20 protein-coding genes are annotated in these 21,443 nt (G+C 69.9%); 12 read left to right on the top strand and 8 right to left on the bottom strand.

Going from position 1 to position 21,443, the window contains the following annotated elements:
• Nucleotides 1-55: 55 nt before the first annotated feature.
• Nucleotides 56-826 (top strand): PspA/IM30 family protein, encoded by a 771-nt coding sequence (locus ABUW04_RS37535; protein ID WP_030248544.1) that lies wholly within the window; start codon nt 56-58, stop codon nt 824-826.
• A gap of 11 nt (nt 827-837) precedes the next feature.
• Nucleotides 838-1,116, top strand: coding sequence for a PspA-associated protein PspAA (gene pspAA / locus ABUW04_RS37530; protein ID WP_380568792.1), 279 nt, complete (start codon nt 838-840; stop codon nt 1,114-1,116).
• Between the two features lie 71 nt (nt 1,117-1,187).
• On the opposite strand, the gene nadA is transcribed toward pspAA, so the two are convergent.
• Entirely contained in the window at nt 1,188-2,378 is a 1,191-nt protein-coding gene (gene nadA, locus ABUW04_RS37525) for a quinolinate synthase NadA (RefSeq protein WP_380568791.1), read from the bottom strand.
• 184 nt (nt 2,379-2,562) lie between these two features.
• Here nadA and ABUW04_RS37520 point away from each other — a divergent pair, with 184 nt between their 5' ends.
• The 3 genes from ABUW04_RS37520 (at nt 2,563) to ABUW04_RS37510 (ending at nt 5,780) form a co-directional block, all read left to right on the top strand.
• A complete protein-coding gene (locus ABUW04_RS37520; RefSeq protein WP_380568790.1) occupies nt 2,563-3,753 on the top strand; it encodes a low temperature requirement protein A in 1,191 nt (396 codons plus the stop codon).
• Nucleotides 3,754-3,784: 31 nt separating this feature from the next.
• Nucleotides 3,785-4,243 carry an Lrp/AsnC family transcriptional regulator gene (locus tag ABUW04_RS37515; RefSeq protein ID WP_380568789.1) on the top strand — a complete coding sequence of 153 codons (459 nt, stop codon included), beginning with the start codon at nt 3,785-3,787 and terminating at the stop codon, nt 4,241-4,243.
• A 169-nt stretch (nt 4,244-4,412) separates the two neighbouring features.
• Nucleotides 4,413-5,780: a pyridoxal phosphate-dependent decarboxylase family protein gene (locus tag ABUW04_RS37510; protein ID WP_380568788.1), complete on the top strand. Its 1,368-nt coding sequence runs from the start codon at nt 4,413-4,415 to the stop codon at nt 5,778-5,780.
• A 30-nt stretch (nt 5,781-5,810) separates the two neighbouring features.
• Here the strand turns inward: ABUW04_RS37510 and ABUW04_RS37505 are convergent, their stop codons facing one another.
• Nucleotides 5,811-6,689: a GNAT family N-acetyltransferase gene (locus tag ABUW04_RS37505; protein ID WP_380568787.1), complete on the bottom strand. Its 879-nt coding sequence runs from the start codon at nt 6,687-6,689 to the stop codon at nt 5,811-5,813.
• 178 nt (nt 6,690-6,867) lie between these two features.
• Here ABUW04_RS37505 and ABUW04_RS37500 point away from each other — a divergent pair, with 178 nt between their 5' ends.
• A complete protein-coding gene (locus ABUW04_RS37500) occupies nt 6,868-7,221 on the top strand; it encodes a HesB/IscA family protein (RefSeq protein WP_030248533.1) in 354 nt (117 codons plus the stop codon).
• A gap of 84 nt (nt 7,222-7,305) precedes the next feature.
• Here the strand turns inward: ABUW04_RS37500 and ABUW04_RS37495 are convergent, their stop codons facing one another.
• Entirely contained in the window at nt 7,306-7,920 is a 615-nt protein-coding gene (locus ABUW04_RS37495) for a hypothetical protein (RefSeq protein ID WP_380568786.1), read from the bottom strand.
• A gap of 76 nt (nt 7,921-7,996) precedes the next feature.
• A complete protein-coding gene (locus tag ABUW04_RS37490) occupies nt 7,997-8,218 on the bottom strand; it encodes a hypothetical protein (RefSeq protein ID WP_380568785.1) in 222 nt (73 codons plus the stop codon).
• A 208-nt stretch (nt 8,219-8,426) separates the two neighbouring features.
• Between ABUW04_RS37490 and ABUW04_RS37485 the strand changes: the two genes are divergently transcribed.
• Nucleotides 8,427-9,401, top strand: coding sequence for a carbohydrate kinase family protein (locus ABUW04_RS37485; RefSeq protein WP_380568784.1), 975 nt, complete (start codon nt 8,427-8,429; stop codon nt 9,399-9,401).
• 101 nt (nt 9,402-9,502) lie between these two features.
• Here ABUW04_RS37485 and ABUW04_RS37480 read toward each other — a convergent pair whose 3' ends face one another.
• A complete protein-coding gene (locus ABUW04_RS37480) occupies nt 9,503-10,879 on the bottom strand; it encodes a cysteine desulfurase/sulfurtransferase TusA family protein (protein ID WP_380568783.1) in 1,377 nt (458 codons plus the stop codon).
• Nucleotides 10,880-11,216: 337 nt separating this feature from the next.
• On the opposite strand from ABUW04_RS37480, the gene ctaC reads away from it, so the two are divergent.
• The 5 genes from ctaC to ABUW04_RS37455 all read left to right on the top strand — a co-directional run bounded on the left by ctaC (nt 11,217) and on the right by ABUW04_RS37455 (nt 17,767).
• Nucleotides 11,217-12,086 carry an aa3-type cytochrome oxidase subunit II gene (ctaC, locus tag ABUW04_RS37475; protein WP_030248523.1) on the top strand — a complete coding sequence of 290 codons (870 nt, stop codon included), beginning with the start codon at nt 11,217-11,219 and terminating at the stop codon, nt 12,084-12,086.
• Nucleotides 12,083-13,846 carry an aa3-type cytochrome oxidase subunit I gene (gene ctaD, locus ABUW04_RS37470; protein ID WP_030248521.1) on the top strand — a complete coding sequence of 588 codons (1,764 nt, stop codon included), beginning with the start codon at nt 12,083-12,085 and terminating at the stop codon, nt 13,844-13,846. Before ctaC ends, ctaD begins: the two co-directional genes overlap by 4 nt.
• The gene (locus ABUW04_RS37465) at nt 13,843-14,241 is read left to right on the top strand and encodes a cytochrome c oxidase subunit 4 (protein WP_030248520.1); all 399 of its coding nucleotides are present in this window, start codon (nt 13,843-13,845) and stop codon (nt 14,239-14,241) included. Before ctaD ends, ABUW04_RS37465 begins: the two co-directional genes overlap by 4 nt.
• Nucleotides 14,242-14,414: 173 nt before the next feature.
• The gene (locus ABUW04_RS37460; protein WP_380568782.1) at nt 14,415-15,650 is read left to right on the top strand and encodes a L,D-transpeptidase; all 1,236 of its coding nucleotides are present in this window, start codon (nt 14,415-14,417) and stop codon (nt 15,648-15,650) included.
• Between the two features lie 131 nt (nt 15,651-15,781).
• On the top strand, nt 15,782-17,767 hold the full coding sequence (locus ABUW04_RS37455; protein WP_380568781.1) for an MFS transporter: 1,986 nt from the start codon (nt 15,782-15,784) through the stop codon (nt 17,765-17,767).
• 82 nt (nt 17,768-17,849) lie between these two features.
• Here ABUW04_RS37455 and qcrB read toward each other — a convergent pair whose 3' ends face one another.
• The 3 genes from qcrB to qcrC are packed head-to-tail and all read right to left on the bottom strand — an operon-like array spanning nt 17,850 to nt 21,396.
• Nucleotides 17,850-19,526, bottom strand: coding sequence for a cytochrome bc1 complex cytochrome b subunit (gene qcrB, locus ABUW04_RS37450; protein WP_084713350.1), 1,677 nt, complete (start codon nt 19,524-19,526; stop codon nt 17,850-17,852).
• A 2-nt stretch (nt 19,527-19,528) separates the two neighbouring features.
• Nucleotides 19,529-20,596, bottom strand: a complete 1,068-nt coding sequence (gene qcrA / locus ABUW04_RS37445; protein WP_380568780.1) for a cytochrome bc1 complex Rieske iron-sulfur subunit — start codon at nt 20,594-20,596, stop codon at nt 19,529-19,531.
• Entirely contained in the window at nt 20,593-21,396 is an 804-nt protein-coding gene (gene qcrC / locus ABUW04_RS37440) for a cytochrome bc1 complex diheme cytochrome c subunit (protein WP_030248511.1), read from the bottom strand. The genes qcrA and qcrC overlap by 4 nt, the downstream gene beginning before the upstream one ends.
• Between the last annotated feature and the right edge of the window lie 47 nt (nt 21,397-21,443).

The following is a 21,443-nucleotide window of genomic DNA, read 5'->3' as shown; positions in this document are numbered from 1 at the left end:
ACGAGAACCGGCAGGCCGGAGAAGGGGGCGCGCGAGGCCCATGAGCGACGGAATTATGAGGCGGATGTCGATGATCTTCCGCGCCAAGGCCAACAAGGCCTTGGACCGTGCGGAGGACCCACGGGAGACACTCGACTACTCGTACCAGAAACAGCTCGAACTGCTGCAGAAGGTGCGTCGTGGAGTGGCCGATGTGGCGACGTCCCGCAAGCGCCTGGAGCTCCAGCTCCAGCAGCTCCAGAAGCAGTCCTCGACGCTGGAGGAGCAGGGCCGCAAGGCGCTCTCGCTCGGCCGCGAGGACCTGGCCCGTGAGGCGCTGACCCGCCGTTCCGGGATCCAGCAGCAGGTCGCCGACCTGGAGACGCAGTACCAGGCCCTGCAGGGCGAGGAGGAGAAGCTCACGCTCGCCTCCCAGCGGCTGCAGTCCAAGGTCGACGCCTTCCGGACCAAGAAGGAGACCATCAAGGCCACCTACACGGCCGCGCAGGCGCAGACCCGTATCGCCGAGTCCTTCTCCGGGATCTCGGAGGAGATGGGCGACGTCGGCCTGGCGATCCAGCGGGCCGAGGACAAGACGGCGCAGATGCAGGCGCGGGCCGGCGCGATCGACGAGCTGCTCGCCTCGGGCGCGCTCGACGACCCGACCGGGATGCGCAAGGACGACATCACCGCCGAGCTGGAGCGGATGTCCAGCGGTTCGGACGTCGAGCTGGAGCTCGCCAGGATGAAGGCCGAGCTGTCCGGCGGCAGTGCGGAGCCGACTCCTGCGATCGAGCAGGGTCAGCAGCCGACCACGCCGCAGGACCAGCCCCGGTTCGACAAGTAAGGGAGAGTCTCATGATCGTCAGGATCATGGGGGAGGGCCAGTTCGAGGTCCCGGACAGCCTGGTGGACCGGCTCAACGAGCTGGACAACGCCGTGCTGGCCGCTCTCGACACGGCTGACCGGGCCGACTTCAAGGTCAGCCTGGCCGCCCTGCTCGCTGCCGTCCGGGCCGGCGGCACGCCGGTCGCGGACGACGTGCTGGTCCCCTCGGACGCCACCCTGCCGTTCGAGGACGCCACGGTGGACGAGGTCAAGGCACTGCTGCACGACGACGGGCTCATCCCCGGATAGTGACGGCGGACGCAGGAGGGGCACCCCGACCGGGGTGCCCCTCCTGCTTGCTGACGCGGCTTCAGCAGCCGTTACGGCAGGGCCAGCATCTGGTCCAGCGCCGCCTTGGCGTGCTTCTCGGTCTCCGGGTCGACCGTGATCACATTGGGGACCCGGCCCTCCACCAGCGACTCCAGGGTCCAGACCAGGTGCGGCAGGTCGATCCGGTTCATGGTGGAGCAGAAGCAGACCGTGCGGTCCAGGAACACGATCTCCTTGTCCGGGTGCGCCTTGGCCAGCCGGCGGACCAGGTTGAGCTCGGTGCCGATGGCCCACTTGCTGCCGGGCTCGGCGGCGTCCAGCGCCCGGATGATGTACTCGGTCGAGCCCACCAGGTCGGCGGCCTCGACCACCTCGTGCTTGCACTCCGGGTGGACCAGCACGGTGACCCCGGGGACGCGCTCGCGGACCTCGTTCACCGAGTCCAGCGAGAAGCGGCCGTGGACCGAGCAGTGGCCGCGCCACAGGATCATCTTGGCCGCCCGCAGCTGCTCGGGGGTCAGCCCGCCGCCCGGCTTGTGCGGGTTGTAGACGACGCAGTCGTCGGGGCTGAGGCCCAGGTCGCGCACGGCGGTGTTGCGGCCCAGGTGCTGGTCCGGCAGGAACAGCACCTTGGTCCCCTGCTCGAAGGCCCACTCCAGGGCCCGCTGGGCGTTGGAGGAGGTGCAGATGGTGCCGCCGTGCCGGCCGGTGAAGGCCTTGATGTCGGCGGAGGAGTTCATGTAGGCGACCGGGACGACGGTGTCGGCGATCCCGGCGTCGGTGAGCACGTCCCAGCACTCGGCGACCTGCTCGGCGGTGGCCATGTCGGCCATCGAGCAGCCGGCCGCCAGGTCGGGGAGGATGACCTGCTGGGCGGCGCTGGTCAGGATGTCCGCGCTCTCGGCCATGAAGTGCACGCCGCAGAAGACGATGTACTCGGCCTCGGGCTTGTTGGCGGCGTCGCGGGCCAGCTTGAAGGAGTCGCCGGTGACGTCGGCGAACTCGATGACCTCGTCGCGCTGGTAGTGGTGGCCCAGGATGAACACCCGGTCGCCGAGGGCGGCCTTGGCGGCGCGGGCGCGGGCGACCAGGTCCGGGTCGGAGGCGGCGGGGAGGTCGCCGGGGCAGTCGACGCCGCGCTCGCTGGCGGCGTCGGCCTCGCGGCCGAGCAGCAGCAGGGCCAGCGGGGTGGGCGCCGGCTCCTGTGCCAGTGTTCCGGGGCGTGCACCGTTGGTGGTCATGGGCGGACTGCCCTCCTGTGGGGGAGGGGCAGCGGCGCCCCACCCTTTTCGTCTATCTGACGCTATCTATCATAACCCGCTTGCGCCACCGTGACGACGGGCGCTGTGGGAGTGTGACGTACACCGCTCTGTGGGAGGGTCGCAGGTGGGGGCGGTCGGAGAGCCACGGGAAGGGTACGCGTAGGTGAGCCTCAGGTCGATCGGCGTCGGTGCGGGGGTGCGGCGGATGGTGCGCAGGGAGCGCACCGAGAAGCACCGGGCGTCCACCCCGTTGGAGCTCTTCTTCGACCTCTGCTTCGTGGTCGCGGTGGCCCAGGGCGGCTCGCAGCTGGCCCACGCCTTCGCGGCGGGGCACGGCTGGAACGCGCTGCCGCACTACCTGTTCGTGTTCTTCGGGGTCTGGTGGGCCTGGATGAACTTCACCTGGTTCGCCTCGGCCTACGACACCGACGACGTCCCCTACCGGCTGGCGACCTTCGTCCAGATCACCGGCGCGCTGATCTTCGCGGCCGGGGTGCCGCGGATGTTCGAGGGCCGGATCGCGGTCGCGGTGCTCGGCTACGTGGTGATGCGGACGGTGATGATCACCCAGTGGCTGCGGGTGGCCTCGGCGTCCGACGGACCCGAACGGGTGATGGGACTGCGCTACGCCGGCGGCATCGCACTGTGCCAGTGCCTCTGGGTGGTCGCCGTGCTGCTCCCGCACCGGGTGCAGGTCTGGGTGCTGCTGCCGGTGGTGCTGCTGGAGATGCTGGTCCCGCTGTTCGCCGAGCGCCGGTACGCGACCACCTGGCACCCTGAGCACGTCTCCGAGCGCTACGGCCTGTTCACCCTGATCGTGCTGGGGGAGACGGTCTCGGCGGCCACCGTCGCGGTCCAGTCCGGGGTGAATGGGCACGGCGACCTCGGGAAGGTGCTGCCGATCGCCGCCGGCGGCCTGCTGGTCTGCTTCTCGGCCTGGTGGATCTACTTCGCCCGGCCGATCCACGACTACCTGCGATCCAACCGGCAGGCGTTCGTCTGGGGCTACGGCCACTACTTCGTCTTCCTCAGCGCGGCCGGCATCGGGGCCGGGCTGGAGGCCGCCGTTGAGCACGCCGTGGGTGAGGCGCACCTGTCGGACACCGGGGCCGCGGCGGTGGTGACCGGGCCGACCGCACTCTTCCTGTTCACGGTGTGGGCGATCCACGCCCGGCACAACAAGCACGGTGCGGTCCAGATGCTGCTGCTGCCGGTCACGGCGCTGGCGGTGCTCGTCGCCACCCTCGTCGGCGGCGGCGCGGCCGTGCTGACGGCCGGGCTGCTCTGCGCCGTCGCCACCGCGGTCGGCCTGGTGCTGCACCTGCGCGAGGACGGGGCCGGTCAGCCGGGTTGAGTCCGGTGGCCGGTGTGCTAATCCTGTACGCGTGCCCGCACCGCTGAACTCCGCCGCCGCCCGTCTGGACGAGACCGACCGCAAGGTCCTGGAAGTGCTGGGCCGGGACGGGCGGGCCAGCTACGCGGAGATCGGACTGCTGGTCAACCTGTCCGCGACGGCCGTCAAAAGGCGGGTGGACCGGCTCCGGGAGCGCGGGGTGGTCCGCGGCTTCACCGTGGTGCTGGACCCGGGCTCGCTGGAATGGCGTACCGAGGCCTTCGTCGAGGTCTACTGCCGGGAGCGGACCTCGCCCGAGGAGATCCTGGCCGCGCTGCGGCAGTTCCCCGAGGTGGTCGCCGCCTGGACGGTCACCGGCGACGCCGACGCGCTGGTGCACCTCCGCGCGGCGGACACGGGGCACCTGGAGGCGGTGATCGAGCGGATCCGCAGGGAGCGCGGGGTGCAGCGGAGCCGTAGCCAGGTGGTGCTCAGCCGGTTGATCGGCTGACCCTCCGTGCGCGACCAGCCGTGCACGTGCCGCACCTGTTCGGAAACCGTCGCGGTGGGGCTGGCACGCGCAGGAATGCTGCGTGGGGCGGTGGGTTCCGACATGCCGGGTGGGGTTGCCGCTGCCTAGGGTTGATCACGACCTGAGCCCGCCGTGAGAGGACCCTCCCGTGACCCAGCGCATGCACCGGTACGACGCCAGGACGGTCGACCTGGTCTTCGACTACATGCGGGAGCGGCTGCAGTACGACCCGGTGCCGCTGGACCACCCGGGCGACGGCGAGCGGCTCGGAGCCGTGCTGGACGGGCTGCTGAGCCCCGGCGGAAACGATCCTGCCGATGTGCTGAAGCTCTACGACCACGAGCTGTCGCGCGCCGTGATCTCGGCCGACAGCCCCCGTTACCTGTCCTTCATCCCCTGTGCGCCCACCAAGGCCGCGCTGCTCTTCGACATGGTGGTCTCCTGCGCCTCGCTGCAGGGCATCTCCTGGCTGGAGGCGGCCGGCGCCATCGCCGCCGAGAACCAGGTGCTGCGGCTGATCTCGGACCGGGCCGGGCTGCCCGAGTCGGCCGGCGGCTGCTTCGTCTCCGGCGGTTCGGCCGGGAACCTGTCGGCCCTGGTGGTGGCCAGGGACACGGCCAGGCACCGGCTGGGGGTGGGCGTCGGAGCTCGGCTGCGGATCGCGGTGAGCGACCAGACCCACTCCTCGGTCACCAACACGCTCAACATCATCGGCGTGGAGAAGCTGGTGGTGCCGACCGAGGGCCACCGGCTGACCGGTACGGAGCTGCGCGCGGCGCTGGCCACCGACGGCGACCCGGCGTCGGTGATCGGGGTGGTCGGCACGGCCGGCACCACCAACGCCGGCATCGTCGACGACCTGGCCGGGCTGGCCGAGGTGGCCCGGGAGTACGGGCTCTGGTTCCACGTCGACGGCGCCTACGGCGGGGCAGGGCTCTTCGCCCCGTCGGTCCGGGCCAAGTACGACGGCATCGAGCACGCCGACTCCTTCGTGGTGGACCCGCACAAGTGGCTGTTCGCGCCGTTCGACTGCGCGGCGCTGGTCTACCGGGACCCGAGGCTGGCCAAGGCGGTGCACACCCAGGACGCCTCCTACCTGGACGTGCTGCACACCGGCGACCACGAGCAGGAGTGGAACCCCACCGACTACGCCTACCACCTCACCCGCAGGGCCCGCGGCCTGCCGCTCTGGTTCTCGCTCGCGGTGCACGGCACCGACGCCTACACCGAGGCGATCGAGACCGGGATCGGCCTGGCCAGGGACACCGCCGCGCTGATCCGCGCCGAGTACCCGCAGCTGGAGGTGGTCCGCGAGCCCGAGCTCTCCTGCCTGGTCTACCGGCGCCTGGGCTGGCAGGCCGAGGACTACTACGCCTGGTCCGAGAAGCTGCTGGCGGACCAGGTGGGCTTCGTCACCCCGACCGGGTGGGAGGGCGAGGTGGTCTCCCGGTTCGCCTTCCTGCACCCCGGCACCACCATGGCGATGGTCAGGGAGATCCTGGACACCATGGTCTGACCGCCGCCCGGGATCCGGCGCTCAGAGCGCTCAGAGGTAGGCGCTCGACGGCAGGTACGGAGCCGGCGGGCGCATCCCGCGCAGGGCCAGGTAGCCGCGGTTGCGCAGGGTCAGGCCGCCGGCCAGGCCGACCGCCACGGCCCAGTCCTGCTCGGCGGTGGCGCGGGCGATCCGCACCTCGGTCCCGGCCGGGACCCGGGCCAGTGCCTCGATCAGCAGCCGCGAGGCGAGCCGCCGGGAGGTGGCCGCCAGCAGCACGATCCGCCCCTCCCGCCGGTAGCAGTAGCCGCTGCCGGTGAGGGTGTCGACGAGCAGCAGTTCGTCACAGGTGCGCAGCAGCACCGGGTGGTCCGGGCCGTGCGCCCCGCCCCGGGCGCGGCGGTCCACTGAGTCCAGCAGCGCCAGGTGCGAGGCGTCGCCGAGGTGCACCGGGATGCCGCCGGGGTCCGGCAGCGCGGCCCGGTCGACCTGGCCGATCAGCTCCATCGTCGGGTGCAGCTTGAACCCCGCCGCCTGGTAGCGGCGGGCCGCGCGCGGATCCGGGGAGGAGGCGACGATGCCGCGCAGGCAGCCGCGCCCGTAGGCGACGGCGTGGTCCAGCAGCAGCCGTCCCACCCCCTTGCCCTGGGCCTCCGGGACCACGCAGAACAGCGAGAGGCCCCACAGGCCCTCGCGGCGCAGGGCCAGGGCGGCGCCGATCGGCCGGCCGTCCTCCTCGGCGAGCCAGCAGCCGCCGGGGTCGGTGCCGGCGAGGTGCCGGGTGCGGATGTCGGAGACCGCGACGGCCGCCGGGGTCGGCTCTCCCGGCTCCTCGCCGAGACTGCGGTCCAGGGCGGCGAAGGCCGCGGTGGACACCTCGCGGACGGCTGCGGCGTCGGAGGCGCTGTCACGGACCGGGCGCAGGAGCATGGACTCAGTCTCCCTCCGGACCGGCGCGGGAGGGGACCGTTCCGGCCGCCTCCGCCGGGCAGTGTGCGAGCATGGGAGATGCCCCTACCACTTGTGGGCAATCCCCGGAATACTTCGGGGACGCCGCCGGTTTGCCGCTGGTAGCAGCAGTACGTCGTCACAACCCGGGAGTATGCAGATGACCGTCCAGGACGAGACCAACGTCGAGAGCGGGATCCTCCTCAGCGATGCCGCCGCGGCCAAGGTCAAGAGCCTGCTGGAGCAGGAGGGCCGCGAGGACCTCGCGCTGCGCGTCGCCGTGCAGCCCGGTGGCTGCTCGGGCCTGCGCTACCAGCTGTTCTTCGACGAGCGCTCGCTCGACGGCGATGTCGTGAAGGACTTCGGCGGCGTGAGCGTCGTCACCGACCGGATGAGCGCTCCGTACCTCGGCGGCGCCTCCATCGACTTCGTCGACACCATCGAGAAGCAGGGCTTCACGATCGACAACCCCAACGCCACCGGCTCCTGCGCCTGCGGCGACTCCTTCAGCTAGTCGCTCCGCGCACGGCCGAAGCAGCGGCGCCCCCGTCCGTCCGGACGGGGGCGCCGTTCTGCGTGCGGGGCCGGGCGGGCCGGGTCAGTTGGGCTTGGTCGGGCCGTGGGTGACCACGGTGCCGCTGCTGGGCAGCGGATCGCTGAGCGGGAGGGCCTTCCCGGTGGTGGTGTCCACCACCCTGCGCCCGTCCAGCGGCGACCCTAGGTCGGTGCTGACCGTCTGCGGGGTCAGCACGGCCGGGCACATCTGGCCCGTCTTGGGGCCCTGGGTGACCACCACGGTCACCGCGACCTCGCCGGAGGCCGACTGGTCCGCGTGCAGGCCGTACTTCTCGCAGGTACCGCCGTAGAAGTGGACGGTGAGGACGGTGCCGGAGGTGGAGTAGCCGTCGGCCGTCTGACCCCTGCCGGTGGGGGTGGCCGACGCGGCACCGGAGCCGGAGCCCGAGCTGCTCGGCGCGGGGATGTTGGGGCCGCCGGGCTGGATGCCGGTCTGGGTGCCCGCCGCGGGCGTGGTGGGCACCGGCACGACCACCGACGACGTGGCCGAGGGCGATACCGAGACCGCTGCCGAGCCGCCGGCGTTCACCGCGGAGCCGGAAGCGCATGCCGTGGCGCCGCCCAGCGCGACGGCTCCGAGTACCGCGAGTGCCGCCGCTGTCCGTGCAGTCGTCCGGGTCGTCGTCCTGCGAGTCATCACTCATGCCTCCCGTGCTGTCCCGTATAGCTGAACGATGATGGGACGCGGAAGGTGCGGAACAGGTTCCGCCGGATCAGTCGCCGAAGTCGGAGAGGTCCCGGACCAGGGCCGCCGAACGGGCGCTGACCTCGAAGCCAGGGTGCACGGGGCGGTCGGCGGTGGCCTTGTCGGTGGCCAGCAGCGGCCAGAACAGGCCCATCCGGCGGGAGGTGTGCACCAGACCGGCGAGGGTGTCGGCGTCGGCGTCGCCGCGGAGGTGGGCGGGGACGTGGATCGGGTTGTTCCTGGGCAGCATGCGGTGCTCCGAGGTCGGTTCCGGCGGCGAGTGGACGCCGTCCACCTTCGACCCTAGATCGGGAACGGAGCGCATTCCAGGCCTACCACAGGGTAACCGGCAGGTGCCGGTGAGGTGACAGGGCGTGCGGCCGGTACCGTGTTCGGGGCCGACATCTGTCGGCACCCTGTGTGCAGTCCCGTAGAGAACCGCTTCGAGGAGCCCTTCCGTGCGCATCGCTGTTACCGGATCGATCGCCACCGACCACCTCATGACCTTCCCCGGACGTTTCGCGGAGCAGTTCATGGCGGAGCAGATGCACACCGTGTCGCTCTCCTTCCTGGTCGACACCCTGGACGTGCGCCGCGGCGGGGTCGCCCCCAACATCTGCTTCGGGATGGGCCTGCTCGGGCTGCACCCGATCCTGGTCGGCGCGGCCGGGGCGGACTTCGCCGAGTACCGGTCCTGGCTGGACCGGCACCACGTGGACACCAGCGCGGTGCGGATCTCCGAGACCCGGCACACGGCGCGGTTCGTCTGCACCACCGACACCGACCACAACCAGATCGCGTCCTTCTACACCGGTGCGATGAGCGAGGCCCGCAACATCGAACTGCGGCCGATCGCCGAGCGGCTGGGCAGTCTGGACCTGGTGCTGATCGGCGCGGACGACCCGGAGGCGATGGTCCGCCACACCGAGGAGTGCCGCGACCGCGGGTACGCCTTCGCGGCCGACCCGTCGCAGCAGCTGGCCCGGCTGGACGGCCACGACATCCGCAGCCTGGTGGACGGGGCGACCTACCTCTTCTCCAACGAGTACGAGAAGGCCCTGATCGAGACCAAGACCGGCTGGTCCGAGGAGGAGATCCTGGACCGGGTCGGCGTGCGGGTCACCACGCTGGGCGCGAAGGGCGCCCGGATCGACCGCAAGGGTGAGCCGCCGGTGCTGGTGCACTGCCCGGTGGAGAACGTCAAGGCGGACCCGACGGGTGTCGGCGACGCGTTCCGGGCCGGGTTCCTCGCGGGGCTGACCTGGGAGCTGGGGCTGGAGCGGTGCGCGCAGATCGGCTCGATGCTGGCGACCCTGGTCATCGAGACGGTCGGCACGCAGGAGTACGAGCTGCGGCGCGGGCACTTCCTGGACCGCTTTGCCGTGGCCTACGGCGAGGACGCGGCCGCCGAGGTCCGGACGCACCTGGCCTGAGCGATCCGCACTACGCCGGTGGGCGGCTGACGTTCGCGCAGTTCCCCGCGCCCCTAAAATTAGGGGCGCGGGGCTCTGCTTGTTGAAATGCGTGCGCAACCTCAGCTCAGACGGCGGATCAGGTAGGCAACGGCGCCGACGCCCTCCGCGGGTTCGCTCCCCACGTACTCCTGATCGCGCATCTCGCACCAGGCCGGGATGTCGAGCCCCGCGGCCTCGTCGTCGGACAGGACTCTGATGAGCCCGCCGACCGGGACGTCGCCGAGGTGCTTGGCCAGCTCGATCACCGGGATCGGACAGCGGCGGCCCAGGGTGTCCAGGGTCAGTTCGTCCGTCGACGGCGTTGCTGACGGAGCGTCGAGCGTACTGCGGACCGCCGCGACGGCCCGGGGGAGGACCTCCAGGAAGCGGTCGAGGTCGGCGTCGGCGCAGTCCGCCGGCAGCGACACCCGGATGTTGCCCTCGGTGAGCACCCCCATCGCGGCCAGCACATGGCTGGGCGTCAGCGTGCTGGAGGTGCAGGAGGAGCCGGAGGTGACGGCGAAGCCGGCCCGGTCCAGCTCGCCCAGCAGTGCCTCCCCGTCGACGTAGAGGCAGGAGAAGGTCAGCAGGTGGGGCAGCCGGTCCTCGGCGGGGCCGAGCACGGCCAGGTCGGGGACCAGCCCCGGCAGGGCCTCCCGCAGCCGGGCGATCCTGGCGTGCTGCACCGGGTTCAGCGCCGCTGCCTCCTGCCGGACCGCGCGCAGCGCGACCGCCGCCGCGATCACCGCGGGGACGTTGACGTGGCCGGGCACCCGTCCGGCCTCCCGGTCGTCCGCGGGCAGCGGCGAGCGGTAGCGGACGCCCTTGCGGACCGCCAGCACACCGACGCCCGCCGGTCCGCCCCACTTGTGCGCCGAGGCGGTCAGCAGCGACCAGCCCCGGGGCGCTCCCAGCGGCCCGAGCGACTGGGCCGCGTCCACCAGCAGCGGCACCCCGCGCTCCGCGCACAGCTCGGCCACCTCGGCGACCGGCTGCACCGTCCCCACCTCGTGGTTGGCCGACTGCAGGGCGGCCAGCGCGGTGCCGGGGCGCAGCTCCTCGGCGAACGCCCCGGTGCGGACCCGTCCCTGACGGTCCACCGGGACGGCGGCGGCGGTGCCCCCGTCGGCCTGGTGTCGCTCGGCCGCGTGGAGCACGGAGGAGTGTTCGACCGCGGAGTGGACCAGGTGTCGCCCGTTCCGGTGATTCCCGGCGAGCGCGCCCAGCACCGCGAGCTGGTTGGCCTGCGTCCCCGACGTGGTGAACACCACTTCGTCGGTACGGGCGCCGAGTTCCGCGGCGACGGTCTCGCGGGCGGCGTCCAGCAGCATCCTGGCCCGGCGTCCGTCCCGGTAGAGCCGTGCCGGGTCGGCCCAGCCCTCGTCGAGCGCGGACAGCAGCGCCTGCCGGGCGAGCGGGTGCAGCGGGGCGGTCGAGGCTGCGTCGAAGTACGGCACCTTCACACGTTAGCGAGCAGGTCCTTGGCGGGACGTCAGGGGGCCGTCCACAGTGTGATCGTTTGGGTGCCTTATGGTGTGTCAGCCGGGTGCCACCGGCGTGTCGCCGGAATGCTCCCCGGGTGTGCGAAGTGCCCATCTGACCTGGGAATCCATCCGTTCGGGGGCCATCCGGGGGCCGCCTCGGCGCGTTAGCCGGACCTGCCCGCGAAGCTCCGATACGCCTGGAGTAGGGTTTGGCCCGCATAAACATCCATACCCTGCCCGCTGACCGGGCCGCCGGGACCACAGTTACCCGGGTGGCGCGTGAGCGGGCGAGACTTCGGGAAGGCGCTACGTGAGTCCCAACGGCTCCGACCGCTCGCCGCGGCGCTCGATGCGGCGGAAGCTGCTCTCAGCGCTCACGCTGGGCCTCGTCCTTGCCACCGCCACCGGCTGCTCGTCCTCGCAACTGCCCCGGCTCGGCCTGCCCACTCCGCGTGACGAGCAGGGCAAGACCGTCCTCTTCATCTGGCAGAGCTCGTGGATCGCGGCGCTGGCTGTCGGTGTCCTCGTCTGGGGACTGATCCTGTGGAGCGTGTTCTTCCACCGGCGCAGCCGCACCAAGATCGAGGTGCCGCAGCAGTTCCGGTACAACATGCCGGTCGAGGCACTGTTCACCGTGGTCCCGCTGATCATGGTGTCGGTCTTCTTCGCCTACACCGCGCGTGACGAGGACTACCTCCTCAAGACCCCGACGCCGGCCACCACGGTCAACGTCGTCGGTTTCCAGTGGAGCTGGGCGTTCAACTACAACCACACCGTCACCAACAAGAGCCAGGGCGACGTGGCCGGTGACGACGGCGGCGCCTACGACGTCGGCACGCCGGGAACCCCGCCCACGCTGTGGCTGCCGCTGGGGGAGAAGGTCGAGTTCGACCTCACCTCGCGTGACGTGATCCACGGCTTCTGGCCGGTCGACTTCCTGATGAAGATGGACGTCATCCCCGGTGTGGTGAACAAGTTCGAGGTGACGCCCACCGCGCTCGGCACCTTCCGCGGGAAGTGCACCGAGCTCTGCGGTGTCGACCACTCGCAGATGCTGTTCAACGTCAAGGTGGTCACCCCGGCCGAGTACGACGCGCACATCGCCGAGCTTCGCGCCAAGGGCCAGAAGGGCTTCGTGCCCGCGGGCATCACGACCACCGGAGCGGACAACGCCAAATGACGATCCTCAACGAACCCCAGGGTCTCAGCGGTGGTACCGCCACCGTGGGCCGGAAGAGCGCGCTTGAGCGCAAGTCCGGGACCCAGGTCATCAAGTGGATGACCACCACCGACCACAAGACCATCGGCACGCTGTACCTGGTCACCTCGTTCGCGTTCTTCATCATCGGCGGCATCCTGGCGCTGACGATGCGTGCGCAGCTGGCACAGCCGAACGGCTCGGTCCTGACGAACGAGCAGTTCAACCAGGCGTTCACCATGCACGGCACGATCATGCTGCTGATGTTCGCCACCCCGCTGTTCGCCGGCTTCACCAACTGGATCATGCCGCTGCAGATCGGCGCGCCCGACGTGGCGTTCCCGCGGCTGAACATGTTCGCGTACTGGCTGTACCTGTTCGGCTCGCTGATCGCGGTGGGCGGCTTCCTCACCCCGCAGGGTGCGGCCGACTTCGGCTGGTTCGCCTACTCGCCGCTGTCCGACGCGATCCACTCGCCGAGTGTCGGCGCCGACATGTGGATCATGGGTCTGGCGCTGTCCGGCTTCGGTACCATCCTCGGCTCGGTCAACTTCATCACGACCATCCTCTGCATGCGTGCCCCCGGCATGACCATGTTCCGGATGCCGATCTTCGTGTGGAACGTGCTGCTCACCGCGGTGCTGGTGCTGCTGGCCTTCCCGGTCCTGGCCGCCGCGCTGCTGGCGCTGGAGGCGGACCGCAAGTTCGGTGCGCACGTCTTCGACCCCGCCAACGGCGGGCCGATCCTCTGGCAACACCTCTTCTGGTTCTTCGGCCATCCAGAGGTGTACATCATCGCGCTGCCGTTCTTCGGGATCATCTCCGAGATCGTCCCGGTGTTCTCGCGCAAGCCGATGTTCGGCTACCAGAGCCTGATCGCGGCGACCATCGCCATCGCCGGCCTCTCGGTCACCGTGTGGGCCCACCACATGTACGTGACCGGCGCGGTGCTGCTGCCGTTCTTCTCCTTCATGACGTTCCTCATCGCGGTGCCCACCGGGGTGAAGTTTTTCAACTGGATCGGCACCATGTGGCGGGGCTCGCTGAGCTTCGAGACCCCGATGCTGTGGACCGTCGGCTTCCTGGTGACCTTCCTCTTCGGCGGTCTGACGGGTGTTCTGCTGGCCTCCCCGCCGATCGACTTCCACGTCTCGGACTCCTACTTCGTGGTGGCGCACTTCCACTACGTGGTGTTCGGCACGGTCGTCTTCGCGATGTTCGCGGGCTTCCACTTCTGGTGGCCCAAGATGACCGGGAAGATGCTGGACGAGCGGCTGGGCAAGATCACCTTCTGGATGCTGTTCGTCGGCTTCCACACCACCTTCCTGGTGCAGCACTGGCTGGGCGCCGAGGGCATGCCGCGTCGCTACGCGACCTACCTGCCCACCGACGGCTTCACCACGCTGAACCTGATCTCCACCATCGGGTCGTTCATCCTCGGCGCCTCGATGCTGCCGTTCTTCTACAATGTGTGGAAGACCGCGAAGTACGGCGAGAAGGTCGACGTCGACGACCCGTGGGGCTACGGCCGTTCGCTGGAGTGGGCGACCTCCTGCCCGCCGCCGCGGCACAACTTCCTCACCTTGCCGCGGATCCGCTCCGAGTCCCCGGCGTTCGACCTGCACCACCCGGAGATCGCGGCCCAGGACTACCTGGAGAACCACGGCGAGGTGCCGCCGCACCTGGTCGCCGCACTGGAGGCAGCCGCTGCCGACACCGAGAAGGAGGCGGGTGACCGATGAGGGAACAGGGCAAGATCTTCGCTGGCTTCGCCGTCTTCGTCCTCGGCATCGCGATCTGGTACGGCATCTGGTCCAAGGACCCGACCGGCACCACGGCACTGTTCATGGCCTTCGGGCTGGGCGCCTTCATCGCCTTCTACCTGCTGTTCACCGCCAAGCGGGTGGACACCGGGGCCGGTGACAACCCCAAGGCCGAGGTGTCCGACGACGCCGGCGTGCAGGGCTTCTTCAGCCCGCACAGCTGGATGCCGCTGTCCCTGGGCATCGGCGGGGCGCTGATGTTCAGCGGTGTCATCTTCGGCTGGTGGCTGATGTACTTCTCCGCCCCCATCCTGCTGATCGGCATCTTCGGCTGGGTCTTCGAGTACTACCGGGGCGAGAACCAGACGCAGTGAGTTCCACCCCGTGAAGGGGCGGTGGACCGTTTCGACGGTCCGCCGCCCCTTCTGCGTTTCCGGTTCCGGGTATTCGGCATCACTCGTTGGGGCGCGGTCAGTGGGTGTAATGCTGTGATTCTTCCTAGGATGTGACGGTACGTCGACTATCGGCGCTTGGGAAGGACAAGGGCATGAGGGCTCGGTTTCTGGCAGCAGCGGCGTTGACGGCCGGGCCGCTGCTGCTGTGCGGGTGCAGTGGTGGCAGCAGCCTCGGCCATGAGAGCTCGGTGGACGCGGCCGGTCTGGTCAGCCTCAGCCCGTCCGGACGGACCGTCGACCCCGACCTGCCGGTGGTGGTCACCGCGGCGCACGGGCAGCTCACCGATGTGGTGGTGACCGACGCCGGGGGCCGCCGGGTGGCCGGGGCGATCGCCGCCGACGACCGCAGCTGGCGCTCCAGCGCGCCGCTGAGCGCGGGGCAGCAGTACACCGTGCGGATCAGCGCCGACAACGGCGACGGCGGCCGTGGGACCACGGTCCAGCAGTTCGCCACCAAGCCCGCCCCGAAGACCCTGACGGTGAAGCTCACGCCCGGCGACAAGGCCGTCTACGGGGTCGGCGAGCCGATCACGGCGACCCTGAGCACCCCCGTGCACGACCCGGCCGCCAGGAAGGCCGTGGAGCGCGGTCTGACCGTCGACTCCACCCCCTCGGTGCAGGGCGGCTGGTACTGGGTGGACGACAGCACCCTGCACTTCCGCCCCAGGACCTACTGGCCCGCGCACGCCGCCGTCAGTGCGGCCTTCTCCATGCAGGGCCTGCCGGTCGGCGCGGGGCTCTACGCCGGCGCCCCCAGCAGGATCTCCTTCAGCACCGGGGACAAGGTCCTCGCGCTCACCGACGCCGGCAGCGACGAGATGACGGTCTACCGCAACGACAAGGTGATCAGGACGCTGCCGATCACCACCGGGAAGCCGGGCTTCTCCACCCGCAGCGGGTTCAAGGTGGTCCTGGAGCAGTCGCCGGTGGTCTACATGAACTCCACCACCATCGGCATCCCGGCCGGCAGCTCCGAGTCCTACCACCTGGACGTGCACTGGGACACCAGGGTCACCTGGAGCGGCGAGTACGTCCACGCCGCGCCCTGGTCGGTGGACCAGCAGGGGGTCGCCAACGTCAGCCACGGCTGCACCGGGATGAGCACCGAGAACGCGCACTGGTTCTACGACACCGTCCGGCGCGGCGACGTGGTGGACGTGGTCAACAGCCGGGGCCACCAGATGGAGACCTTCAGCAACGGCTTCGGCGACTGGAACCTGTCCTGGGACGACTGGCTCAAGGGCAGCGCCCTGGGCCGGCCGGTCGACACCGGCGCGGTGGACGGCCGGACCGCGGCCGAGGTGGGACACCTGCGTCCGGAGGCCTGAGCAGCCCTCCGGCGGCATTCCTGGAAATGACCCTGCGCGCACGCACGTTCGCCTGAACAATGGGCGGCGGTACGGCACTTGGCCATTCCAGGAGGGGAATCCCGTTGTCCGAGAGCGCCACCGCGGTCCGCATGTCCGAACCCGTAACCGGGACGACGCCGGGGCAGTCGAGATTCGTCCTGCCCGTCGTCCTGGTCGGTACCTTCATGGCGATCCTCGACGTCGCCATCGTGAACGTCGCCATCCCCTCGATCCGCAGCGGGCTGCACGCCGGCTTCGGCGCGGTCGAGCTGGTGGTCTCCGGTTACACCATCGCCTATGCCGCCCTGCTGGTCACCGGCGGGCGGCTGGGGGACATCATCGGCCGCAAGCACATGTTCGTGGCCGGACTGCTGGTCTTCTCGGCGGCCTCGGCGCTGTGCGGGGCGGCGCCCAGCATCGACGTGCTGATCGTGGCCCGGGTGCTGCAGGGCATCGGCGGAGCGATGCTCTACCCGCAGGTCCTGGCGATCATCCAGACCACCTACCAGGGCCAGTCCAGGATCAAGGCGCTGGGCACCTTCGGCGCGGTCATCGGCATCGCCTCCATCGCCGGGCAGCTGATCGGCGGCGGACTGCTGGCCGCGAACCTGTTCGGCTGGACCTGGCGTCCGGTCTTCCTGGTGAACGTCCCGATCGGGCTGCTGGCCGTGGCGGCGGCACTGGTCTGGCTGCCCAGGGACGAGCCGGTCCCGGGCACCCGGCTGGACCTGGGCGGGGTCGGCCTGGTCACGCTGTTCCTGCTGCTGCTGTCGGTGCCGCTGCTGATCGGCCGTGACCAGGGCTGGCCCGCCTGGCTGCTGGTCTGCCTGGTCGCCGCGGTCCCGGCCGGATACGCCTTCGTCCGCTACGAGCACCGGGTCGGCCGGCGGGAGGGCGGCCAGCCGCTGGTGCGGCTGGACCTGTTCCGCAACCGCAGCTTCGCCGGCGGGGTGCCGATCGCCCTGCTGTTCATGGCCTCCTACGCCGGCTTCCTGTTCACGCTCGCGGTCTACCTGCAGACCGGTCTCGGCTTCTCGCCGATCGACTCGGCGATGGTCTACACACCCTCGGCCCTCGGCTTCTTCGTCACCTCGCTGCGGGCCCCCAGGCTGGTGCCGGTACTCGGCCGCCATGTGCTGACGCTCGGCTACCTGGTGGCCGGGCTCGGGCTGCTGGCCACCGCGGCCACGGCGTACACGGCGGGCACCTCGCTGACCGTGTGGACGCTGGCGCCGACGCTGCTGATCACGGGACTGGGCCAGGGCCTGGGGATGAGCCCGCTGGTCGGCACCATCATCTCCGGCGTGCCGCCGAAGGACGCCGGCTCGGGATCGGGCATCGTCACCACGATCATGCAGACCGCGAACGTGCTGGGGGTGGCCCTGTTCGGGCTGGTCTTCTTCGACCTGGTCGGGCAGTCGGCGCCGGGGGTGGCCTACTCCACCGCCTTCTCCGAGGTGCTGCCGATCTCCGCCGGGCTGCTGCTGGTCGCCGCACTGCTGGTGTTCCGGCTGCCGCACGCGCCGGGGCAGCCGTCCAACGCGCTGATCGAGCGGCTGCCCGGCTGGGCCAGCGGCTTCGCCTGGTCGATGTTCCTGTCCACCGGCGGCCGGGTCGGCGACACCCTGTTCACCGACCTGCTGGGCCGTTTCAGGGCCTCCCGGCTGGAACGGGCCGCCGAGGCCCCGGACACGATCGGTGACTTCCTCGCCTTCCACTACCACGAGCACGAGGCGGGGGACAGCTCCTGGATGGGCTACCTGCAGCGGGAGGCACTCGCCTACGGCGACCGGACGGTCCCGCGCGAGGAGGAGCGGCAGCCGGTGATCCAGGCCCAGATCGAGGAGATCAGGCGGCGCCAGGCAGCCGGGATGATCAATCCCGGGACCGATCCGGTGCTGTTCCAGCTGTTGACCTTCGCGATGGGCAGCTATCCGTCGCTGCTCCCGCAGATCACCCGGATGGCCACCGGACTGAGCCCGCACGACCCGGAGTTCGTGGCCCGCTGGGAGGAGTTCCTGCACCACATCGGCGCCCAACTGGAAATCCGGGGAGCGGAGACCAGGGCGGGCGGGGAGTTCGCCGTCGAGGGCTGACCCGTCCTCAGCAGACCGAAGGGCCCCTCCCGCGAGTGCTGCGGGAGGGGCCCTTCGGGTACTGCCGTGCGGTGGAGCGGGATCAGTGGTGGCCGTGGCCGCTGGTGATCTCGGCGTGCTCCTCCGGGGTCGGCTTGGGGATCTGCGCGGCCTCGCCGAAGTAGCTCTGGGAGAGCCGGGCGCGGGTCTTGGTCAGCAGCGAGACCTTGCGCTTGACGCCGTTCTCGTCCACCTCGGCCGGCAGCTCCATCGGCTGGAACTGCTCGTGCGCGGTGATGGTGTGCAGCGCCTCCGGGGAGAGCTGCTCGTGTACCTCGATGAACTCACCGTGCGGCAGGCGCTTGATGGTGCCGGTCTCGCGGCCGTGCAGGACCTTGTCCCGGTCACGGCGCTGCAGGCCGATGCACCAGCGCTTGGTGATGGTGAAGGCGATCACCGGGCCGACGAAGAAGAGGATCCGGCAGGCCCAGGTGATGGTGTTGATCGACAGGTTGAAGTGCGTGGCGAACAGGTCGTTGCCGCCGGCCACCAGCAGGATGCCGTACTCCGCGATCCAGGCGACACCGAAGGCGGTGCGCATCGGCGCGTTGCGCGGGCGGTCCAGGATGTGGTGCTCGCGCTTGTCGCCGGTGATCCACCCCTCCAGGAAGGGGTAGGCCGCGATCACGATCATCACCAGGCCGAAGATCATCAGCGGGATGAAGACGCCGAGGACGAGGGTGTGCCCGAAGGCTCTGATCTCCCAGCCGGGCATGATGCGGATCAGGCCCTCGGAGAAGCCCATGTACCAGTCCGGCTGGGCGTCGGTGGACACCTGGTCGGGCCGGTAGGGGCCGTAGGCCCAGATCGGGTTGACCGAGGCGATCGCCGAGACCATCGCGATGACGCCGAAGACCAGGAAGAAGAAGCCTCCGGCCTTGGCCATGTAGACCGGCATCAGCGGCATGCCGATGACGTTCTTCTCGGTCCGGCCGGGTCCCGCGAACTGGGTGTGCTTGTGGTAGAAGACCAGGATCAGGTGGGCCACCAGCAGGCCCAGCATGATGCCCGGGATCAGCAGCACGTGGATCGTGTAGAAGCGCGGGATGATGTCGTTGCCGGGGAACTGGCCCCCGTACAGGAACATCGCGATGTAGGTGCCGACGATCGGCATCGACAGGATCGCGCCCTCCATGAAGCGGATACCCGTACCGGACAGCAGGTCGTCCGGGAGGGAGTAGCCCATGAAGCCGTCGAACATGCCCAGGAACAGCAGCAGGAAGCCGAACAGCCAGTTGATCTCGCGGGGCTTGCGGAACGCGCCGGTGAAGAAGACGCGCATCATGTGCACCAGCATGGCCGCCACGAAGACGATGGCCGCCCAGTGGTGGATCTGACGGATCAGCAGGCCGCCACGGACGTCGAAGCTGATGTCCAGGGTGGACTTGTAGGCCTCCGACATCCGGATGCCGTTCAGCGGGGTGTAGGAGCCGTGGTAGACGACCTCACCCATGCTGGGGGTGAAGAACAGCGTCAGGTAGACGCCGGTCAGGATGATGATGATGAAGCTGTAGAGGCAGATCTCGCCGAGCATGAAGGACCAGTGGTCCGGGAAGATCTTCCGCAGGTTGGCCTTGGCCAGCCCGTAGATGCCGAGCCGGCCGTCGACCCAGTCCGCCGCCTTCTCGCCGAGGTGGGCCTGGTCGACCCCGGCCTCGCTGTGGCCGACCTGGTGGTCGTCGTGGTCGCCGACCGCTGTGGGTTCCGCGTGAGTGGTCATGGTTAGCTGCGCTCCCAGAAGCCGGGGCCGACGGGCTTGCTGAAGTCGCCGAGTGCCTCGAGGTAGCCGTCGCCGTTGACCGAGATCTGCAGCTGCGGCAGGGGGTGCCCGGCCGGGCCGAAGATCACTCGGCCACCGTCGGAGAGGTCGAAGGTCGACTGGTGGCACGGGCAGAGGACGTGGTGCGTCTGCTGCTCGTAGAGGCTGATCGGGCAGCCGACGTGGGTGCAGATCTTGGAGTAGCAGAGGACGCCCTCGTAGCCCCACTCCGCCGACGTCTGGTCCTTGATGTCGGCCGGCTGCATCCGGACCAGCATCACCGCGGCCTTGGCGATGACCTCCTGGAAGTCCTCGTCGCTCTCCTCCACGCCTTCCGGCTTGGCGAAGGTCAGCGAGCCCACCGTGATGTCGGAGGCCTTCATCGGCTCGTTGGTGTTCATGTTGACCAGGCGCTTGCCCTTGGCCCACTCGGTGGAGTCGAGCTTCTTCTCCGGCAGCGGACCGAGGTCGCGGAACAGCACCACCGCGGACAGCGGGACCATCGCCATGGCGCCGATCATGGTGTTGCGGATCAGCTTGCGACGGCCGAAGCCGCTCTCCTTGGCACCCTGGCGGAAGTCGGCGAAGACCTGCTCGCGGACCTCAGGGGTGGCCTCGATCGGGTGGCGCTCGGCGATGTGCTCCTCGTCCGACATCAGCGTGCGGGCCCAGTGGACCGCGCCGGCGCCGATGGCGAACAGCGAGATGCCGAGGGTCATGCCCAACGAGAAGTTGAGCTTGCTGATGTGGCCCAGCGGGAAGATGTAGACCGTGTTCTTGAGCTCGGGCCCCGGCTTGAAGAGCACGTAGGACGCGATGAAACCGATCGTCGCGACCATCGAGAGCAGGAACCACATCGCCACCTGGCGCTCCGCCCTGGCGGCGGCGTGCTCGTCGATGTCGGTACGGCGGTGCTCGTGGGGCGGCAGCCCCGGATCGGCGAAGGCGTCACCGTGGACGGCTAGCTCTCCGCCGTGGGCCCCGTGGGCCTCCGGCAGGTGTTCTTCAGACATGTTGTCCTGGCTCGTCATGACTTCTTGGCCTTGGGGGTGCGGGCGGCGATCCAGATCGCGATACCGATCAGGGCGCCCAGCGCGAAGATCCAGCCGAACAGGCCCTCGGTCACCGGACCCAGTGCGCCCAGGGTGAGCCCGCCGAAGCTGGGGTTCTTCGCCGGGTCGGTGGTGTGCTGCACGTAGGCGATGATGTCCTGCTTGTTCTGCGTGGACAGGGTGCTGTTCGGGAAGGACGGCATGTTCTGCGGGCCGGTGAGCATGGCCTCGTAGAGGTGCTTGGCGCTCACGCCGTCCAGGGAGGGCGCGTACTTGCCCTCGGACAGCGCGCCGCCGGAACCGGCGAAGTTGTGGCACTGCGCGCAGTTGGTACGGAACAGCTCTCCACCCTTGGCGACGTCGCCGGCGGCGTACTGGTCGGACGTCGGGATCGACGGACCGGCGCCGAGCGAGGCCACGTAGGCGGCCAGCTCGTTGATCTCGTCCTGGGTGTAGATCACCTTCTTGGCGGGGATCTGCGCACCTGGCTGCTGGGCCGGCATGCGTCCGGTGCCCACCTGGAAGTCCACGCTGGCAGAACCCACACCCACCAGGGTGGGCCCGTCCTTCGTCCCCTCGCCGCTGAGAGCGTGGCAGCTGGAGCAGCCCACGGCGAACAGCTTCTTGCCCTGCTCGATCTGCAGGGACTGGCTGCTGTCGGCCTGGGCGTTGCCGGCCGGAGCGAACGCCGCGTACAGCCCCCCGGTCGTCGCCAGCGCAAAGAGTAGGACGACGAGCGCTGCCAGCGGGTGGCGCCGTCGTGCGGAGAGCTTTTTCACGGATTAACCCCGGTGTGAGGATCTGGAGCGTCTGGAGTCTGGCTGAC

It is taken from the genome of Streptacidiphilus jeojiensis (genome assembly GCF_042510965.1).
GTDB classification, from domain to species: domain Bacteria; phylum Actinomycetota; class Actinomycetes; order Streptomycetales; family Streptomycetaceae; genus Streptacidiphilus; species Streptacidiphilus jeojiensis.
The sequence above is the reverse complement of the archived record's forward strand: the minus strand, read 5'-3'. Positions and strand labels throughout refer to the sequence as shown.